The sequence below is a fragment of the Pantoea sp. ARC270 genome (genome assembly GCF_003236725.1).
GTDB classification, from domain to species: Bacteria; Pseudomonadota; Gammaproteobacteria; order Enterobacterales; family Enterobacteriaceae; genus Pantoea; species Pantoea anthophila.
Genome location: NZ_PUGA01000042.1, coordinates 18,100 through 34,638 on the forward strand (window position 1 = coordinate 18,100; position 16,539 = coordinate 34,638).

At 51.6% G+C, this 16,539-nt stretch carries 16 protein-coding genes; 13 read left to right on the forward strand and 3 right to left on the reverse strand.

What is annotated here, in order from left to right:
* The first annotated feature begins 8 nt into the window (after window positions 1-8).
* The 8 genes from CKF42_RS17725 to CKF42_RS17760 all read left to right on the forward strand — a co-directional run bounded on the left by CKF42_RS17725 (window position 9) and on the right by CKF42_RS17760 (window position 8,124).
* A complete protein-coding gene (locus CKF42_RS17725) occupies window positions 9-650 on the forward strand; it encodes a LuxR C-terminal-related transcriptional regulator (protein WP_111208805.1) in 642 nt (213 codons plus the stop codon).
* 23 nt (window positions 651-673) lie between these two features.
* The gene (locus CKF42_RS17730) at window positions 674-1,993 is read left to right on the forward strand and encodes a TolC family outer membrane protein (protein WP_111208806.1); all 1,320 of its coding nucleotides are present in this window, start codon (window positions 674-676) and stop codon (window positions 1,991-1,993) included.
* Between the two features lie 15 nt (window positions 1,994-2,008).
* Window positions 2,009-3,268 carry an HlyD family secretion protein gene (locus CKF42_RS17735; protein WP_111208807.1) on the forward strand — a complete coding sequence of 420 codons (1,260 nt, stop codon included), beginning with the start codon at window positions 2,009-2,011 and terminating at the stop codon, window positions 3,266-3,268.
* Between the two features lie 25 nt (window positions 3,269-3,293).
* Window positions 3,294-5,456 carry a peptidase domain-containing ABC transporter gene (locus tag CKF42_RS17740; protein WP_111208808.1) on the forward strand — a complete coding sequence of 721 codons (2,163 nt, stop codon included), beginning with the start codon at window positions 3,294-3,296 and terminating at the stop codon, window positions 5,454-5,456.
* Window positions 5,457-5,507: 51 nt separating this feature from the next.
* Window positions 5,508-5,951, forward strand: a complete 444-nt coding sequence (locus CKF42_RS17745) for a DcrB-related protein (RefSeq protein WP_111208809.1) — start codon at window positions 5,508-5,510, stop codon at window positions 5,949-5,951.
* A 166-nt stretch (window positions 5,952-6,117) separates the two neighbouring features.
* Entirely contained in the window at window positions 6,118-6,432 is a 315-nt protein-coding gene (locus tag CKF42_RS17750) for a colicin V synthesis protein (protein WP_111208810.1), read from the forward strand.
* Window positions 6,433-6,758: 326 nt separating this feature from the next.
* Window positions 6,759-7,658 (forward strand): winged helix-turn-helix domain-containing protein, encoded by a 900-nt coding sequence (locus CKF42_RS17755; RefSeq protein ID WP_111208811.1) that lies wholly within the window; start codon window positions 6,759-6,761, stop codon window positions 7,656-7,658.
* A complete protein-coding gene (locus CKF42_RS17760; protein WP_111208812.1) occupies window positions 7,651-8,124 on the forward strand; it encodes a hypothetical protein in 474 nt (157 codons plus the stop codon). Before CKF42_RS17755 ends, CKF42_RS17760 begins: the two co-directional genes overlap by 8 nt.
* Before the next feature lie 108 nt (window positions 8,125-8,232).
* On the opposite strand, the gene CKF42_RS17765 is transcribed toward CKF42_RS17760, so the two are convergent.
* Complete coding sequence (locus tag CKF42_RS17765) at window positions 8,233-8,730, reverse strand: FidL-like protein (RefSeq protein WP_111208813.1); 498 nt, start codon at window positions 8,728-8,730, stop codon at window positions 8,233-8,235.
* Window positions 8,727-9,560, reverse strand: a complete 834-nt coding sequence (locus CKF42_RS17770) for a winged helix-turn-helix domain-containing protein (RefSeq protein WP_111208814.1) — start codon at window positions 9,558-9,560, stop codon at window positions 8,727-8,729. Before CKF42_RS17770 ends, CKF42_RS17765 begins: the two co-directional genes overlap by 4 nt.
* Before the next feature lie 453 nt (window positions 9,561-10,013).
* On the opposite strand from CKF42_RS17770, the gene CKF42_RS17775 reads away from it, so the two are divergent.
* On the forward strand, window positions 10,014-10,895 hold the full coding sequence (locus tag CKF42_RS17775; protein WP_111208815.1) for an ROK family protein: 882 nt from the start codon (window positions 10,014-10,016) through the stop codon (window positions 10,893-10,895).
* 210 nt (window positions 10,896-11,105) lie between these two features.
* Here the strand turns inward: CKF42_RS17775 and CKF42_RS17780 are convergent, their stop codons facing one another.
* Window positions 11,106-11,894 carry a MipA/OmpV family protein gene (locus CKF42_RS17780; RefSeq protein ID WP_111208816.1) on the reverse strand — a complete coding sequence of 263 codons (789 nt, stop codon included), beginning with the start codon at window positions 11,892-11,894 and terminating at the stop codon, window positions 11,106-11,108.
* A 129-nt stretch (window positions 11,895-12,023) separates the two neighbouring features.
* Here CKF42_RS17780 and CKF42_RS17785 point away from each other — a divergent pair, with 129 nt between their 5' ends.
* From CKF42_RS17785 to CKF42_RS17800, 4 genes are all read left to right on the forward strand, one after another.
* Window positions 12,024-12,719, forward strand: a complete 696-nt coding sequence (locus CKF42_RS17785; protein ID WP_111208817.1) for a response regulator — start codon at window positions 12,024-12,026, stop codon at window positions 12,717-12,719.
* On the forward strand, window positions 12,716-13,885 hold the full coding sequence (locus CKF42_RS17790; protein ID WP_111208818.1) for a cell wall metabolism sensor histidine kinase WalK: 1,170 nt from the start codon (window positions 12,716-12,718) through the stop codon (window positions 13,883-13,885). Before CKF42_RS17785 ends, CKF42_RS17790 begins: the two co-directional genes overlap by 4 nt.
* 93 nt (window positions 13,886-13,978) lie before the next feature.
* Window positions 13,979-15,112 carry an efflux RND transporter periplasmic adaptor subunit gene (locus tag CKF42_RS17795; RefSeq protein ID WP_111208819.1) on the forward strand — a complete coding sequence of 378 codons (1,134 nt, stop codon included), beginning with the start codon at window positions 13,979-13,981 and terminating at the stop codon, window positions 15,110-15,112.
* A partial coding sequence (locus tag CKF42_RS17800; RefSeq protein ID WP_146239956.1) for an efflux RND transporter permease subunit occupies window positions 15,109-16,539 on the forward strand: 1,431 nt, incomplete at its 3' end. The genes CKF42_RS17795 and CKF42_RS17800, both read left to right, overlap by 4 nt.

Genomic DNA, 16,539 nt, shown 5'->3' on the forward strand with positions numbered 1-16,539 from the left:
AAAGTAATATGCTCACGACATTAAATGTGACATTTTTACATAAATATCATATGTCTTACGATTTGATGGCTTCATTCATTCAACAGGAGATGAATATTGACCATGTTCACCTGCATCAATTCCCCGATATTAAAAGCGTGATAGAAGCAGCCGAGAAAAACAAAATCGACATCATAATAATTAACTCATCATGTTTATTTGACAATACCTTTCAGCAGAATGAGATAAAAAAAGCACTTTCCAGGCTACATGAAATTAAAAACATCACTACTATATTCCTGGCCCAAAACATGAACAAAGCGCTGCTAAAAAAAGTAGCAAATGCAGGCGTGGATATTATGATTAGCTCACAGGATACGCCACAGGAATTGATTAAAGCACTCAAAACCGTTATGTTTGTCACTCCAGAAAAACCTTATATTTCTCATTCTTTACAGGAAGTTTTACAGCAGGAACATGCTCATCTGACACCAAAAGAGTGGGAAGTTATTAATCTCATCCAGGAAGGTCATACGTTGTCTGAAATAGCCTCTAAAAAATGCCGCGCCATGAGCACTGTTTCGACCCAGAAAAGAAATGCAATGAACAAACTCAACCTGAGAAATGAAAACGAATTGTTAATATTTTTGCATCAAAAAGCTTTCTTCTGATTTTTTAATATTTTTGGAAAACCATGCTCATTAAATTCGTTATCCCTGTAGCGGGAAGTTTATTGCTATCCAGTCAGGTCTGGGCACTTTCTCTTCAGGAATCATTGATTGCGGCCAATATCTATAATGCAGAAATTAACGCTGCCCGAAGCCTGCATAACGCTGATGGTCAAAAAAAGTATCAGGGGTTTGCTGGTTTATTGCCGACGATTTCTCTCGATGGTTCCTGGAGTAAATCCGATCAGCCGGATGCGGCCTATTCTGCTGGTGTAACCCGGCATAGCTATAGCTTCAACCTGCAACAGCCTGTTTTTGACATGTCGAAATATGCGACCTGGCGCAAAAGTGTGGTCATCGGCGATCTTGCAGATGTGAATCTGCTGATTGCCCAGCAAAAACTGATTAGTGATGTAACGTCCGCCTATTACGGCGTAGTCTATCAGCGTAGCGTACTGGAAACTAATCAGCGTATTCTGGCCGCTTTCAGTGCTAAGCTTAAACAGGCTCATAAGGCTCTTGAAGTGGGAGATGGCACACGGCTGGATGAAGCCGAAGCACAGGCCAACTATGATAAAGCAGTTGCCGATGAACTGGCGGCAGAAAATGATCTCCACGATGCTAATGTCTCATTCCGTCAACTTACCGGACTCAACGCGCAGGATATTTCAGATAAAAGCATGCGCTGCGTGCGTTACAATGAAAAACTCCTGCCGGAGCAATTAAAACGTGCCGCCGCCACAAATAATCTCGACGTTCTGGCCGCCATTCAGACTCGCAAAGCCAGTGAAGCTGATATTCTGACCGCAACATCCGGTCACATGCCAGTGATAACCTTTCAGGCTGGATATGGAAAAAACTGGAGCCGCGCCGAAGATGGCAACTATCTGGACACTATCTTCGGCACAACATCCAAAACTGATAACACACAAATCAGTGTGAACATTTCAGTACCCTTGTTTGCAGGCGGTAGCCAGATTTCGCAAAGTCTTGAGGCCGCGCACCGCTACGAACAAAGCAAAGATTTAGTGATTGATGCCCGGCGCAGAGCCGAAGAAAAAGCTGTACAAGCGGCATCTGCCGTCCTCAATAGCCAGTCGCGAATCAAAGCCTATGAACGGGCAATTACCTCAGCAAATAAACGCCTCATCGCTACACGTTATGGCCGGGAAATTGGCCAGCGGACGCTGATTGATGAATTTAATGCTGAAAAAGAGTACTTCCAGGCAATTCAGGATCTGGCGCAAGCACAAAACTTGTTAATCCAGTCAATCGTCAAATTAAAAACTGCCACTGGCTCACTCGACTTTAACGCGATGAAAAGCTTTAACTGTGGTGCATTGTGATCGGAAATTTAATTCATGAATAACGACTTATTTCGTAAAGAATCACTGGATGCGAAAAAGACCAAAGTATTAGGGTCAGTGGCGTTGTATTGCCCGCCATTCAGGTGGGTAATCATTACTCTGGTTTGTATGCTGGTAGCCATACTGACCGCCTTTTGCATTTTTGGCAGTTATACCAAACGGGAAACCGCAAAAGGGGTGCTGGTACCAGAAAACGGCATGATGACCATCACAGCGATGAGCGCCGGCACGGTGATCGCCCTTCCCGTTCGTGAAGGTGACAGACTGAAAAAAGGCAGCCAGATTGCCACCGTATCTTCGGAGATTTCTACGCGCTATGGTTCTACGCGCGAAGCTATCGCCAGACAGCTGGAGCTTCAGAAACAGGGATTGAATAATCAACTGCTCAATCTCGATGAACTTAATAGTGAGACGTTAAAATCGTTACAGGAAAAGGTTAATTTGCTTGGCCAGCAATCTGTTGAGCTGGAAAAAATTTACCGGCAACGCACTCAACAAATTCAGCTCTCCAAAAATCAACTGAATAAAATCGCGGCAATGCGCAGGGAAGGCTATGCCTCAAATACGCAGGTAGAGCAACAGCAGAATGACTTACTTGATGCTGGCATCAGGTTGCAGGATGTCGCACGTCAGCGCATTGATGTTCGTCAGCAACTGGCACAGGCACGACAGCAGTTACGCGAACAGCCCATTACCTATTCTCAGCAGAAAAACGATCTGCAACAGAAGCTATCAGAAATCACACAGTCGATGATGGAAAACGAATCACGCCGCTCAGTAGAGCTTCGTGCGCCTGAAAAAGGCACCGTCAGCGCAGTGCTGGTAAAACAGGGTCAGGTTGTAACAGCAGGTCAGACGCTGGCAATGATATTGCCAGATAACGCACATTTGCAGGCGCGCATCATGCTGAGCAGCCGGGCGATTGGTTTTATCCAACCGGGACAGCGAGTAGTGCTTCGCTATCAATCATTCCCCTGGCAGAAATTTGGTCAGCAGTACGGCACAGTGCTGGAAATTTCAAAATCTGCGCTCTCACCTCAGGAAGTCGCGACCATCACTGGTGACAGCCAGGTTCAGGAATCGATGTATCAGGTGAAAGTCACTCTGGATAAACAAACGGTTCAGGCTTACGGCAAGCAGAGCTCTTTGCGTCCAGGTAGCGGACTGGAGGCTGATTTTATTATTGATAAGCGTCGTATTTACGAATGGGTTCTTGAACCACTGCATGCTCTGGGAAAAATGACTTCTCTTTAAATTTTACTCTTTAGCCAGGTTTATAATGGATTTATTTCACAAACTGAATTTGTCATTTCGCCAGAAATTGCCCGTCTTACGCCAGGCACAGGCCGCTGAATGTGGCCTTACCTGCATCGGGATGATCGCTGGCTATTATGGCCATCACATTGATATGGTCTCACTTCGGCAACGATTCCCAACCTCCACGAAAGGTAGCACCCTGGCGAATGTTATGTCTTTTGCTCAGCATTTAGGCATGGGGTGTCGTGCAGTTCGGCTCGAACTGGATGAGCTAGACAAGTTGAATCTGCCTTGCGTACTGCACTGGGACATGAACCATTTCGTTGTGCTTAAAAGTATTGCGAAAAACAAAATTCTTATCCATGACCCGGCGCGTGGCGTACGAAAGGTGCTGATGGATGAAGTCTCAACATCGTTCACCGGTGTGGCACTGGAGCTGTACCCTGCTGCAACGTTTGAGAAGAAGAACGAGAAGAAATCCATCTCAATGCTCAACCTGATCCGCAATGTGTCAGGGATTGGATCCGCTTTTATTCAGGTGGCCTTACTATCACTTGCGCTGGAGTTCTTCGGCATCATCACACCATTTTATATGCAGTGGGTTATCGATCAGGTGCTGGTTTCGGCAGATGGCGATTTACTGACTTTGCTGGGCGTGGCGTTTATCTGCATTACTCTCTTGCAGAGTATGATTTCAGCATTACGCAGCTGGGTCACCACCTGGTTCTCCAGCATGCTGAGTGTTCAGTGGTCTTCAAATCTATGCGCCCATTTGCTGGGCTTACCCCTGAAGTACTTTGAGGAACGGCATGTCGGCGACATTCTTTCTCGCTTCAGTTCACTAGGCAATATTCAAAGTACTCTGACGGGTCGCTTCATCTCGTCTATCTTCGACGGCGTGATGGCACTTGTGACACTTGGAGTCATTTTCACCTATAACGCGACACTGACTTTTGTGGTGGTCGGTCTGTTCCTTCTGTATGCGCTCATCCGCTGGATTTCTTTTGAACCCTTCCGGCGCGCTAATGAAGACCAGCTGATGGCCTCCGCAATAGTCCAGTCGCAGCTGCTGGAGTCCATCCGTGGCGTACAGGCCATCAAGCTTAACAACAAGCAAGACCTGCGCGTTTCCACCTACACGAACGAAACCGTCGAATCGACGAACAAAGGGATTACAACGCAGAAACTCTCGATCTTTTTCAATACATTGCAGGGAGCAATTTCAGGCGTTGGCAAAATTATATTAATCTGGCTGGCGGCGGCGCAGGTGCTGGATGGCAACTTCACAAGCGGGATGCTGGTGGCATTTATCTCCTTTTCAGATCAATTTATTGCACGTTCAGCTGGCCTGATTAACGCATTAATCGAGTTCAAAATGCTGCGTCTGCATGGCGAACGCCTTTCTGACATTGTATTGACAGAAAAAGAACAGGATATGGAAAGTAATGTCATATTAGCTAATGACAATGGACCGATAAGTCTGGATATCCGCAACCTCTCTTTCCGCTATTCAGAAACTGAAGCAGATATTTTCTCTGATTTTAATCTGTCCATTGAAGCTGGCCAGTCTATTGCCATAGTCGGCCCATCAGGACAGGGTAAAACAACTTTGGCAAAAATCTTGCTGGGCCTGCTCAAACCTGATTTCGGAACAATCAGCATCAACGGCGTCGAGCACACTAAACTGGGCATGAAAAACTATCGCGATATGATTGGTAGTGTGATGCAAAGCGATATCCTGTTCGCTGGTTCAATCATGGACAACATCGCTTTCTTTGATGCCAATCTGGATCGGCATCGGATTGAACGAGCCGCGCGTATTGCCCAGATTCATGATGACATCATGGCTATGCCGATGGGCTATAACAGCATGGTGGGCGATATGGGATCCTCGCTTTCAGGCGGACAAATTCAGCGAGTCATTCTTGCACGTGCACTTTATCGAAATCCACGTATCTTGATTCTGGATGAAGCAACCAGCCATCTGGATGTTTCTAAAGAAAGTGCCATTAATGATGCCATCAGGCACATGAGTGTAACGCGAATTATTATTGCACATCGACCACAAACGATTTTAAGTGCCGATCGCATTATTCAGATTAACCGCTATGGAACAACAGAGATATCTAAAAACGAATTTCTAAATTTGATCAACTCATCGCATGCTACTATAGCTGTCAACTAAACATGCAAAAAAGCAGTGTGCATTGCCTTTTTATAAATCTGAGGATTCAATATGCAGCGTTGTTTAAAATGTCTCGAAGGCACTATTCATTTTGATGAAGATGTTAAAACACAAACTATAGATATTATAGCATTCAGATCCGGGCAACAGATCACAATCAATCGTGAGCGCCTGCCTGCCGGTAAAAGCCTGGCTGAAAACATCACTATGCAAATCAACAATGCAGAAAAAGTCTTTCAGCAATTCAATCTTGTTAAAATGGAAGATTTTACGGCTGACAGTGCATTCCAGGAAACCGTCGAGGTAATCTACAATTTCGTTTCTAACCCAGGAAGTGGAAAACGTGTCTGGCAGGTTACTTATGTATGTCTCAATTCGGAAAGTGACATCATTAACTTTACATCACTCTACCCTGATGAAATCTCAATGAAGAACGAAATAAGTCGCTTACGTCATTGCGTGAAAAATTTCGCGCATGAACAAATCAGGATTTAACATATTTTTGAATATGACATCACCTAATACTTATAAAAAACCCTGGTAAAGCCATAAATAGAATAACTTCTATTTATATATATCACAAATAAATGCATAATTTTTTTCGTTGGCTGCTGGCAAAAACCAAAGGCCCGATTTAATCATTTAAAGTGAAGGAAATAATATGCGCGATTTAAACATGATGGAAATTGAAGCAGTAGCGGGTGCTGGTATCTGGAGTTCATTAACCAGCGCCATTCTCGGCGGCGTAGCAGCAGCTTCTGCTGGTGCTCTGGTAGGCGGCGCTCATGGTGGTGACGGTGGTGGTCTGATCGGAATTGGAGCTATCGGTCAGGGCGTTGGCATGATTGTTGGCGGTGTAATGGGCGGAATCACTGGTTTCGTTGGTGCTGCAATTATTGGCTGGGACGAGCCAGAGACGGTAACCAGCCTGGTCACCCAGTGGGCCTCAAGTGTAATCAATGGTACTTACGTCTAATTAATATTTTAAAACAAGGGCCGGAACAGGCCCTTGTTTTATTTATGCAGCTGACTACAAATAAGCCATAGAGTCAATATTATTTTTTGATGAGGGTATGTTAATACCTGTAATGTCACCCTCAAAAAAATGAGCTTAATTCCTTCTTACCCACGCCAATTCATACTCTCCATTTTAACGGTAACTCCTCAACGCAAGTTACAACTTTCAAATAACCTTAATACGCCTGCTCATTTGACTAGCATATATGCACTGCACTTCACCTTGTTAAATTAACTAAAGGAGAAATAAAAGATACAATTAGCATTTCCTCCGGGTTTCGTTAGATGCATAATCATTACATTATTAATGGGTTTGTTGAATTTCATCCTGCGACCAGCACTTTGCGTAACTTGAAAGAGCCGGGAAATTCAGTTGTGCTGAATTCCCCCGCAGGTCGTTGCTTATTATTGCTCATCACTCGCGATGGAAAGATTGTTACTCAGCAAGAGTTCATGGACATCGTCTGGGAGAAAAATGGCATGCTTGTTTCTCCCAATACGTTCTATCAGAACATTTCAATCCTGCGAAAAGGATTGAAAAAAGTTGGACTGCCTGAAGATCCAGTCGTAACGATCCCGCGAGTGGGGCTGACACTGGCCAGTGGTACTGAAATAACCAAGCGCAGTAGTGAAAAGCTGGCAACACACAGCGATGAAAATGCGCATTTTATGGATGAGCACTTTCTGGCGCAGGAACAGCATGAAGATCTTCCACCAATGGCGGATGCAGAAAAGAGTAATAAGCTGCCGGCAACCCCGGAAGCGCAGTCAGCAGATAACGCAGCTCAGATAGCACCATCAGACAGGATAGTGCAAAAGAAGCCCCGCTCTTTATCACTATGGGCAGCAGGTCTGGTGGCAATAATTCTATTAATTCTGATTGCAGGCGTGAAAGATAATACTTCCATCAACTCCCGCCTCTACTTCAGTCACTACATTTTTCTGGCCGAGGCCAGTGGTTGCCATATTTTCATCGCGGATAAGAATGCCACGCCAGAGGACAAGATAAAGACTCTCTCTCTTTTTGAGAAGCTGGATACCAACTGCAGCAATTATCCATGGGTCTATATAACTCATTATTTAATGCTGCCCAGAATTTCAGTAATACGCTGCAACAAACCAATGACCAGGACCAACACCTGTATTTCAGAGTATTATTTCAGAGGTTTAACTCAGGATGATTAGAAAATTTGTATGGATTCTACTGGGCGCAGTTATTGTGGCCGAAACAACTTATTTACTTTATCACTATATTCAGCGTCGGCAGCCAGAAAACTTCAGTTGCCATGCCAATTTAGTGCAGCACTATAATGACGACAAATATAAACTGTCTCTGGATTATATGATCCGGGGTAACTTTGGGTTGGTTCACATAACAGGACGCTCAGAAAATAACCCTGAAAATACATTTAATCGTAAAGTCTCCTTTAACTTAGAGCGCAATGGTGATATTTTTTATATGTTTTCTACAAAAAACATCCGACTGCCTGATGATAATCTCAGCGATGATGAGATGAAGATGTATGTTCCCCATTTCTTTGTGACATCAGAAAGAGATATCTATATGCGAGTGATTAAACAAAAAAATAATAATTTCATTTTTATGGTTGATTCTATTCCTACCTATGTGTGCAACGAAACGCCTGGCTGAATTAGTATACAATCTTCAGTCAGCAGCGACGATTTTGCATCTCTCAGTAATGCAGGAAGTGACTATCTCATTCCGTTTTACCCGCATCGGAAACTGCTGTTCTTTGGTTTAGTAACGCTGACAGTTAAAAAGGAATGAGAGCGGACCGCCAACCAGATAGGTCTTTTTATCGACCTGAGTGATATCAAGCTGAAGATAGCCAGGATCGAGAGTAATTTCAGCCAGCAGTAGATTAAAGATAGCATCTGGCGTCGTATCGTTGGTGGAGGAGATGATCTTTCTGATTTTATAACGATAAGTGTCGTGCTCTATTTTACTCCCTTCGCTCAGGGCAATACGACGATTAAGTATTGTTACCTTATCACCATAAGTTGCCTGCCCATTTAATAACAGATAACCTGATTGCAGATTGATAAAACGTAGATTCTGAGAAACAACAAACTCAATTTTATTGTTTTCATGGCGACTAAGGTCATAACGGCTGAAAGCTGAACAGCGGAAAGGGAGATCATCAGTCTGACGCTTGAAATAGCTAACACCTGCTAAAGAGAATAGTAGTAACGAGGCCAGTGTTATTATTAGCGTGAGAGTAGTGTTGTGTTTCAAATCGTTCTCCAGTCAAGATAATAGATGTTGTCACAGGAAACGATATTGCCGCTGCTGTCCAGGTTACATGCGGATAGCGTTGTTCTGCCGTAGTCAGCGGTAGAAAATGCGGTATTTTTATCAAAATAGATCCGTCGTCCTGGCGCACAAGTCTCATTATTCTCTTTGAGAATTTCAGAGAGTTGCTTATAAACTGACTTTTTCCCGAACACGTCCAGACCTGGGATAATCACCGCCTCGCAGCCGCCTTCAAGTTTGATGGTGCTCATAGAGGCCGTCTTTGGTGCTGACGAATCAGAAGAGAAATACCAGAACGCGCCCCCCAGAAACAGCATCAGGATAAGCGCAATCTGGGCTGTCCTGATGGTAACAGCAGATTTTTCTACTGCCCTATCCTCCTTATGAGAAACGCAGGACGCAGCATGGCTATCCTGACCAGCATCATTATCCTCAACCGGCATTTCATAATTCTGAGTCTGCGCCGCAACAATAGCCTGAGAAGATTCGTGTCTGATTTTGATTTCAGTATTGAGCCGGATGCCAATTTTCGGAATGGTGATGATGAGATTTTCACAGCCATAAGCTGCGAGCGCTCTGCGCAGGATACTCAGGTACTGATTCAGATTACTATTAGATCCACGCAGGCCATATTTATCCCAGACTTCGGTCAACAGGGTTTCACGCGCCAGTATTTCACCCTCAGAATTCAGTAATTGCTCGAATAAGCGGCCTGATGAAATACTCAGACTCAGCGTCTCCTGAGTAGGGAGATGGCTCAGCGTGCAGTCATCAGAATTGTAAGCAATCTGGTCATCGATAATGTAAATCATTAAGAAATCACTGAATTTGCTGTCATTGCCGACAGTATAATTCAGCTCATTTCAAGAAGCACTAACCAGCCCTTAATTAGCCTGCTTAGCCGGTAAGACCGGGTTAATGTTGAAATCTGACTTTCATGCGGATAGTCAGGTTTGCATAGTCCCCCCCTCTGTACCGCTAGTTCAGCACGCACTCCTGCTGATCACAATGAGCGTGACCGGATTGTGAAGACACCCATGCAGAACGGCGCGCATCATGTCAGCTTTCGTTATCCTGATGGAGCGGCTGGCAGTACGGTTAATCCCTGATCAGCGCGTTCAATATCAGATGCATGTCTGTGGTCATTACCCAGCAGCAGCTTTATAAATCTGTACCTTTCCTGACAAAATTGCGGCTGCCCGGCCGCCTGCGATTTTATTTAAACACTACAATTAAGCGCACCAACATCATTTCAGAGAACGTTGATGAATATTGCAGCTTTTGATATTGGCGGTACCTCTTTAAAAATGGGCGTGGTGGACGATCGGGGAAACATTCTGACGCAGGAGAGCACCGACATTTCCCACAACGCGCGGGACAAAATTCTGGAAGAAATAGTGGGCTGGCTGGAGAAGAATCCCGGCTGTGAAGGTATCGCCGTGAGTACGCCAGGCTATATCGACCCCGATAAAGGCTTTATTGAGATGGGCGGCACCATCCGTGATTTTGACCAGTTTCATCTGAGCCAGTGGCTGACGGAGAAAACATCCCTGCCTGCCACGGTGGAAAACGACGCGCACTGTGCCCTGCTGGCGGAATACTGGCTGGGCAAAGCGAAAAAACTGAACGATTTCCTGATGCTGACCATCGGAACCGGGCTGGGCGGAGCCGCTTTCTGCAACGGTGCGCTGATTCGCGGTGGCCGGAACCGGGCAGGTGAGTTTGGCTGTCTGCTGACCTCACGCCCCACCAGCAGCGACATTGAACGCCACACCATGAGCCAGAGCTGTACCATGACCGCGCTGCGGGAGAATTACAGTCAGCTCACCGATCGGCCTGTCGACGACGTCAGTGGCAAAGATGTGTTTGACGCCTGCGACCGCCAGGAAAAAATGGCGCAGCAGGTGGTGGAAAAATTCTACCAGGATCTCGCGGCCTGTTTATATAACCTCTTCAGCGTCTTTGATCCGCAGATGATATTTATCGGCGGCGGCATCACGGCGCGGGAACCTTTCCTTGAAGAACTCGCTGAGCAGCTGGCAAAGTATCAGATTGATATTCGCATTGATGCGGCCACCTACGGCAACGACTCCGGCATGCTGGGTGCAACATGGAATTTCCTCCAGCGCCAGCCACAGAAAGATTAGCCGACCGGTCAGGGTCATGTGGCCCGCAGACAGCGTCAGGATAAGGGAGGCGCCCGACCCTCTCTGTCGCCTCCCTGTCGCACCAGCCCGGCTCCGGCGCATCAAACAGGCTCAGTGCGACACCGGTCAGGGTAAAGACCAGCAGATATAACAGAATGAGCGCGACAAGCAGAGCACGGTGACTGCGCATCCCGCTTATTCCCATGTGGCTCAGAAGGAGTAGCTGAGGGCCAGCGTGACCCCGGCCCCATCGTGCCGTGCGACAATGGGGCTATCGAAGGCAGATTTATCGAGCCAGCTGTAGTCACCCGTGACGCTGGCTGCCCAGGCAGGGGTCAGCTGATGACTCCAGGTCAGGCTGGCGTCCGTTCCATAAAATCCCCCTGAAGCGTTATACCGTGCAAACCCGCTGCGCGCACTCTGCTGGCTGTTCACGCCGTACCAGGTGTTCATGTAGCGTCCATCACCGAACAGACCGGCCACCTGCAGCGCCACGGTATCGTCCGTGGTCTGCCAGGGGATCAGGGTGACCGACGTCCGGTACTGCACGCCCTGACTGTCACTCAATGGCAGCGTCGCTTTCCCCTCCAGCACCAGCCACGGCGTCACAGACCAGCCCAGCGCCAGCGCGGTATTGACCGTCGCGTTGATATTTCCCATTCCCCGCAGCCGGTCATCCCCGTCACGCCAGGAGGAGTTCTGGTCTGAGCGGCCCAGCCCGTAGCCCAGCGTATGCTCAAGGTAAAGTCCGTTATCCGCCTGCAGGTCATAGCCGATACCTTTTTGCGAATCGAGAAAAAACGCTCCGTCGCGCGCCTGAATCACCGGCATCACCTGCCAGTGATTCCTCTTTGCGCCGCTGTAGCGCGGTGCGTTAATGCCCGCAATGCCCAGCGTCATGCTGGGAGGCGGCGTGGGACTCTCTTCGGCCATCGCGGCGGCGGCACTGAAACCCAGCGACAAACAGACCATGTGAAGCGTTATTTTTCCGGTTATCATCACGTTTCCTCATTATCACATCCGGTGCGGAGCTGGGGAGTCAGTACCGCGTCACCGGAGGTGAGTATGCGAGGCGCGTATCAATGAACGGCCAGGGATTTATGAAGAAACAGTCAAGGTGGTCCGGAAATGCAGGAAAAACGTGTACTGATTATTGAAGATGACGCGGATGCAGCGGGCGTCCTTGAGGCTTACCTGAAACGTGAAAACTATGCGGTTACGATAGCGGGTGACGGACCGGGCGGGCTGGAGGCGGCCAGACGCTGGCAGCCCGATCTGATCCTGCTCGATATCATGCTGCCCGGCATGAACGGCACCGAGGTGCTGGCGGCGCTCCGGCGGCGTGACGATACCCCGGTGATCATGGTCACGGCGATGGGTGACGCGCCCGATCGCATCGGTGCGCTGCGCTATGGGGCCGATGACTATGTGGTAAAACCCTATCATCCCGGTGAAGTGGTGGCGCGCGTGCAGGCCGTTCTGCGCCGCAGCCAGCCGCCCGCGGCCGCGGCCGGGGTCCTGCGCTGGGCTGGTTTAACGGTCGATCCCGAGGCGCTCACCGCGATCGTGGAGGGTGACAGCGACGCCCCACACCGGCTCGATCTGACGCCCACCGAGTTTTCCCTGCTGGTCACGCTGATGCGCGCCCCGACGCGTCCCTTTACCCGCCTGTTTCTGCTGGAGCACTGCCTGCCGGAAAGTGATGCGCTGGAGCGGGTAGTCGATACCCATGTCTACAACCTGCGCCGTAAACTCGAAGCCGCCGGCATCGCTGATGTGCTGCCGGCGGTGCGCAGCGTTGGCTACCGGTTCAGACAGCCATGAAGAACGCAACCCACACCTCACTGTGGCGCTGGATCTGCATCCGGGTCCTGTTGCTGGCGATAGGCAGCGTAGTGCTGATCGCCCTCTGTATGTGGCTGCGATTTGCGGTGCAGGCGGTCTGGGTCTACCACCGGATGCCCCCCGCGCTGGTGGAGGAGTTCACCCGGCTGCGCCAGCATCCCGCCAGCGATCCGGCGCGCTTCCATCAGATTGTCGATCAATACTGGGGCATCAATTTTTCCGATCCGTCGCTGGCCTCCTCTGACTGGCTGACCGTCATCCTTCTGGTCGTGGTCACCATTCCGCTTATGGTACTGATCGCGCTGCGCTTTGCGCGTCCGCTCTCCGCACAGTTCAGCCAGCTGGCAACGGCGGCGCGTGCGGTGTCGCAGGGGGAGTTTGGCCGCCCGGCGGCGGTCGTTGACGCGGCTCCGCAGGAGCTGGTGCGCTTTACCGAAGACTTTAATCAGATGACACAGCAGCTGGCGCGTTACGAGCGCGAGCTGCGCGCCTCTCACGTCGCGATGGCGCACGAACTGCGCTCTCCATTGACGGCGGCGATGGGCCGTCTGCAGGGCATTCTGGATGGCGTTTTTCCGGCCGACCCTCAGCAGCTGGCGATGATCATGAAGCAGCTGACACAACTGAGCCGGCTGACTGACGAACTGCATCTGCTGTCACTGGCGGATGCGGGGCAGCTTACGCTGAACCCGGAGTGCTTTAACCCCGCCGAGCTGCTGCGTGAGCGCACTGGCTGGCTGCTGCCGCAGGCAGAGCAGGCAGGCCTGACCCTCCGCGTGAAAGCCCCTGACAACCTGCTGCTCTGCGCCGATGCGTTCCGGCTGGGGCAGGTGGTGACCATCCTCTGCGAAAATGCGCTGCGCTACGCGGCGGACGGCGGTGTGCTGCTCATTTCCGCCAGCCGGGACGCCCGGGCCACGATACTGACCTTTCGTGATTACGGTCAGGGCGTGGATCCGGACTTCCTGCCACAGCTGTTTGACCGCTTTACCCGCGCCGACTCCTCACGCGCCCGCCACTCCGGCGGCAGCGGACTGGGATTGTCCATTGCCAAAGCCATTGTCGACGCGCACGGCGGGACGATCATCGCCTCGCTACCCGCCGACGGCGGCCTGCTGATTCGGATAACACTCCCGGATCGATAAATTGTTCTGACTTGACCATTTCTTGATGGTTCATGGAACGTTTCTGGACACGGGCCGGGTTCAATGAGCACAACTCATTACAGGAACCCGGCTATGACAGACTTCTTATCTGATGCTGCCCGCCAGATCTGGCGTCATCTCTTCTCTGTTCACCTCGTGGTGCCGTTCGTCTTTGTGCTGTCCGGGGTGCTGATCATGACCGGCTGCCGCGATAACAGTGCGGCCCCGCCGCCAGCTCCGCCCCGCCCGGTAAAAACCGTGACCGCGCCGCCGCCCGGCGGTGCGGCCTCTCTGCGGCTGACCGGTGAAATCCGGGCGCATGACGAAGTCACCCTGGCCTTCCGGCTCGACGGGCGGGTCGTCAGCCGCACGGCTGAACTGGGCGATCGGGTCAGTGCCGGGCAACCGCTGGCGGCGCTGGAAAACGATCAGACGCGTAACCAGCTGAGCAGCGCCCGGGCCGATCTCGACAGCGCCCGGGCTGCGGAGCGGGTCGCCGCGCTGAATCTGCATCGGATGCGGTTGCTGATGCCCGGCGGTGCTATCGCCCGCAGCCAGCTGGACAGTGCCCAGGCGGACTGGCAGAGCGCGCAGTCCCGCCGCCTCAGTAGCGAAGCGGCACTGAAAAATGCTCAGGATAGCCTCAGCTGGACCCGGCTGACGGCCCCTGCTGCGGGCCTGATCACCGCTATCACGGTTCAGCCGGGTCAGGTGGTCAGCGCCGGACAAAGCGTAATGACGCTGGCCGCAGGGGATGCTCGCGATGCGGTGTTTGATCTGACCACCACCGAGCGGCTGCAGATCGCTGATCGCACACCGCTGAAGGTGACGCTGCTTGCCGACCCCGGCATCGAGGCCAGCGGCACGGTCCGTGACATCAGTCCGCAGGCTGACCCGCAGACCCGCACCTGGCGGCTGCGTGTCACGCTGAATCAGCCGCCCGAGGCGATGGCGCCCGGTGCCACCGTTATGGTTACCCTGCCCGACTCGCAACCGCCGGTCATCGCCCTGCCCGCCAGCGCCCTGACGCGCTTAGCCGACCAGCCGGCGCTGCTGGTTGTGGATGCGGCTTCCCGTCTGCAGCTTCGCCCGGTGGTGCTGGCCCGCTTTGATGCTCAGCAAATCTTCGTCGCATCCGGTATTCAGCCTGGCGAGCGCATCGTTACCGCCGGCGTCGCCACCCTGCAGCCCGGCGAAAAAGTGTTGCCTGCGCAGGAGGAACCATGAAAAAACCGGCTGGCTTTAACCTCTCTGGCTGGGCGCTGGCGCATCAGCAGCTGGTGGTCTTTTTCATGCTGCTGGTGATGGCCGCGGGCGTGATGAGCTATGAACATCTGTCACGCAATGAAGATCCGGCGTTTACCATCAAAACCGCGGTGGTCTCTGCCCAATGGCCGGGCGCCGACGTTAATACCATGGTGCAGCTGGTGACGGACGTGCTGGAGCAGAAGGTGCAGGAACTCCCCTCTCTCGATACGGTGGAGAGTGAAACCCGCGCCGGGCAGACGGTCATCTATGTCAACCTGCGTGACGATACGCCGCCGTCTCAGGTCGCGGGCATCTGGTATCAGCTGCGCAAAAAGATGCAGGATGTGAGCACCTCTCTGCCGCAGGGCGTGCAGGGTCCGGCGGTGAACGACGAGTTTGATGACACCTTCGGCACGATTTATGGCTTCACCGCTGAGGGATTTAGCGCCCGTGAGCTGCGCGACCGCGTCGATAACCTGCGGCGCGCTCTGGCGACCCTGCCCGACATCGGCAAAACCCGGCTGCTGGGGGTGCAGGAGCAACAGGTGGTTATCGCCTTTTCTCCGCAAAAGCTCAATGGCATGGGTCTCGATTTGCAGCAGGTCAGCGACGCCATCAACGCGCAGAACGAGGTCGTCCCGGCGGGCAGCCTGCGCACCGACCGCGAGAATATTGCGCTGCGGGTCAGCGGCACCCTGACCTCCGTCGACAGCCTGCAGGCGATGACGCTGCATATCGGCGATCGCTTTATCCCGCTGACCGATCTCGCAACGATCAGCCTGCAACCCGCCGAACCGCCCGCCCCGACGTTCCGGGTCAATGGCGTGCCCGCTATCGGGCTGGCCGTCTCCATGGCCGCCAGCGGCAACCTGCTCGACTTTGGTCAGCAGCTGAATCAGCGCATGCAGACGCTGGCTGGTCAGTTACCGCACGGCATCACCATGACCCGCGTTGCCGATCAGTCTGCGGTGGTAAAAACGGCGGTCAGCGGTTTTGTGCGAATCCTGGGTGAAGCTGTAGTGATTGTGTTAGCCGTGTCGTTTATCTCGCTGGGGCTGCGCGCCGGACTGGTGGTGGCGGCGGCGATCCCGCTGGTGCTGGCGATGACCTTTACCGGTATGTTGCTGGCCGGTATCGGGCTGCAGCGCATCTCGCTGGGTGCGCTGATTATCGCACTGGGGCTGCTGGTGGATGACGCCATGATCACCGTCGAGGCGATGGTGGCCCGGCTGGAAGCGGGTGACAGTAAGTGGCAGGCCGCCACCTGGGCGTTTAAAACCACCGCCTTTCCGATGCTGACCGGCACGCTGGTCATGATCGCTGGCTTCATTCCGGTCGGGTTCGCCGCCTCCAGCGCCGGCGAGTACTGCTACTCGCTGTTTGTGGTCATCGCGCTGGCGCTGCTC

Bases quoted from the DNA above. Each gene is read 5' to 3' on its own strand.
- CKF42_RS17725 (WP_111208805.1), top strand. From the start codon at position 9: ATGCTCACGACATTAAATGTGACATTTTTACATAAATATCATATGTCT.
- CKF42_RS17730 (WP_111208806.1), top strand. From the start codon at position 674: ATGCTCATTAAATTCGTTATCCCTGTAGCGGGAAGTTTATTGCTATCC.
- CKF42_RS17735 (WP_111208807.1), top strand. From the start codon at position 2,009: ATGAATAACGACTTATTTCGTAAAGAATCACTGGATGCGAAAAAGACC.
- CKF42_RS17740 (WP_111208808.1), top strand. From the start codon at position 3,294: ATGGATTTATTTCACAAACTGAATTTGTCATTTCGCCAGAAATTGCCC.
- CKF42_RS17745 (WP_111208809.1), top strand. From the start codon at position 5,508: ATGCAGCGTTGTTTAAAATGTCTCGAAGGCACTATTCATTTTGATGAA.
- CKF42_RS17750 (WP_111208810.1), top strand. From the start codon at position 6,118: ATGCGCGATTTAAACATGATGGAAATTGAAGCAGTAGCGGGTGCTGGT.
- CKF42_RS17755 (WP_111208811.1), top strand. From the start codon at position 6,759: ATGCATAATCATTACATTATTAATGGGTTTGTTGAATTTCATCCTGCG.
- CKF42_RS17760 (WP_111208812.1), top strand. From the start codon at position 7,651: ATGATTAGAAAATTTGTATGGATTCTACTGGGCGCAGTTATTGTGGCC.
- CKF42_RS17770 (WP_111208814.1), bottom strand. From the start codon at position 9,560: ATGATTTACATTATCGATGACCAGATTGCTTACAATTCTGATGACTGC.
- CKF42_RS17775 (WP_111208815.1), top strand. From the start codon at position 10,014: ATGAATATTGCAGCTTTTGATATTGGCGGTACCTCTTTAAAAATGGGC.
- CKF42_RS17780 (WP_111208816.1), bottom strand. From the start codon at position 11,894: ATGATAACCGGAAAAATAACGCTTCACATGGTCTGTTTGTCGCTGGGT.
- CKF42_RS17785 (WP_111208817.1), top strand. From the start codon at position 12,024: ATGCAGGAAAAACGTGTACTGATTATTGAAGATGACGCGGATGCAGCG.
- CKF42_RS17790 (WP_111208818.1), top strand. From the start codon at position 12,716: ATGAAGAACGCAACCCACACCTCACTGTGGCGCTGGATCTGCATCCGG.
- CKF42_RS17795 (WP_111208819.1), top strand. From the start codon at position 13,979: ATGACAGACTTCTTATCTGATGCTGCCCGCCAGATCTGGCGTCATCTC.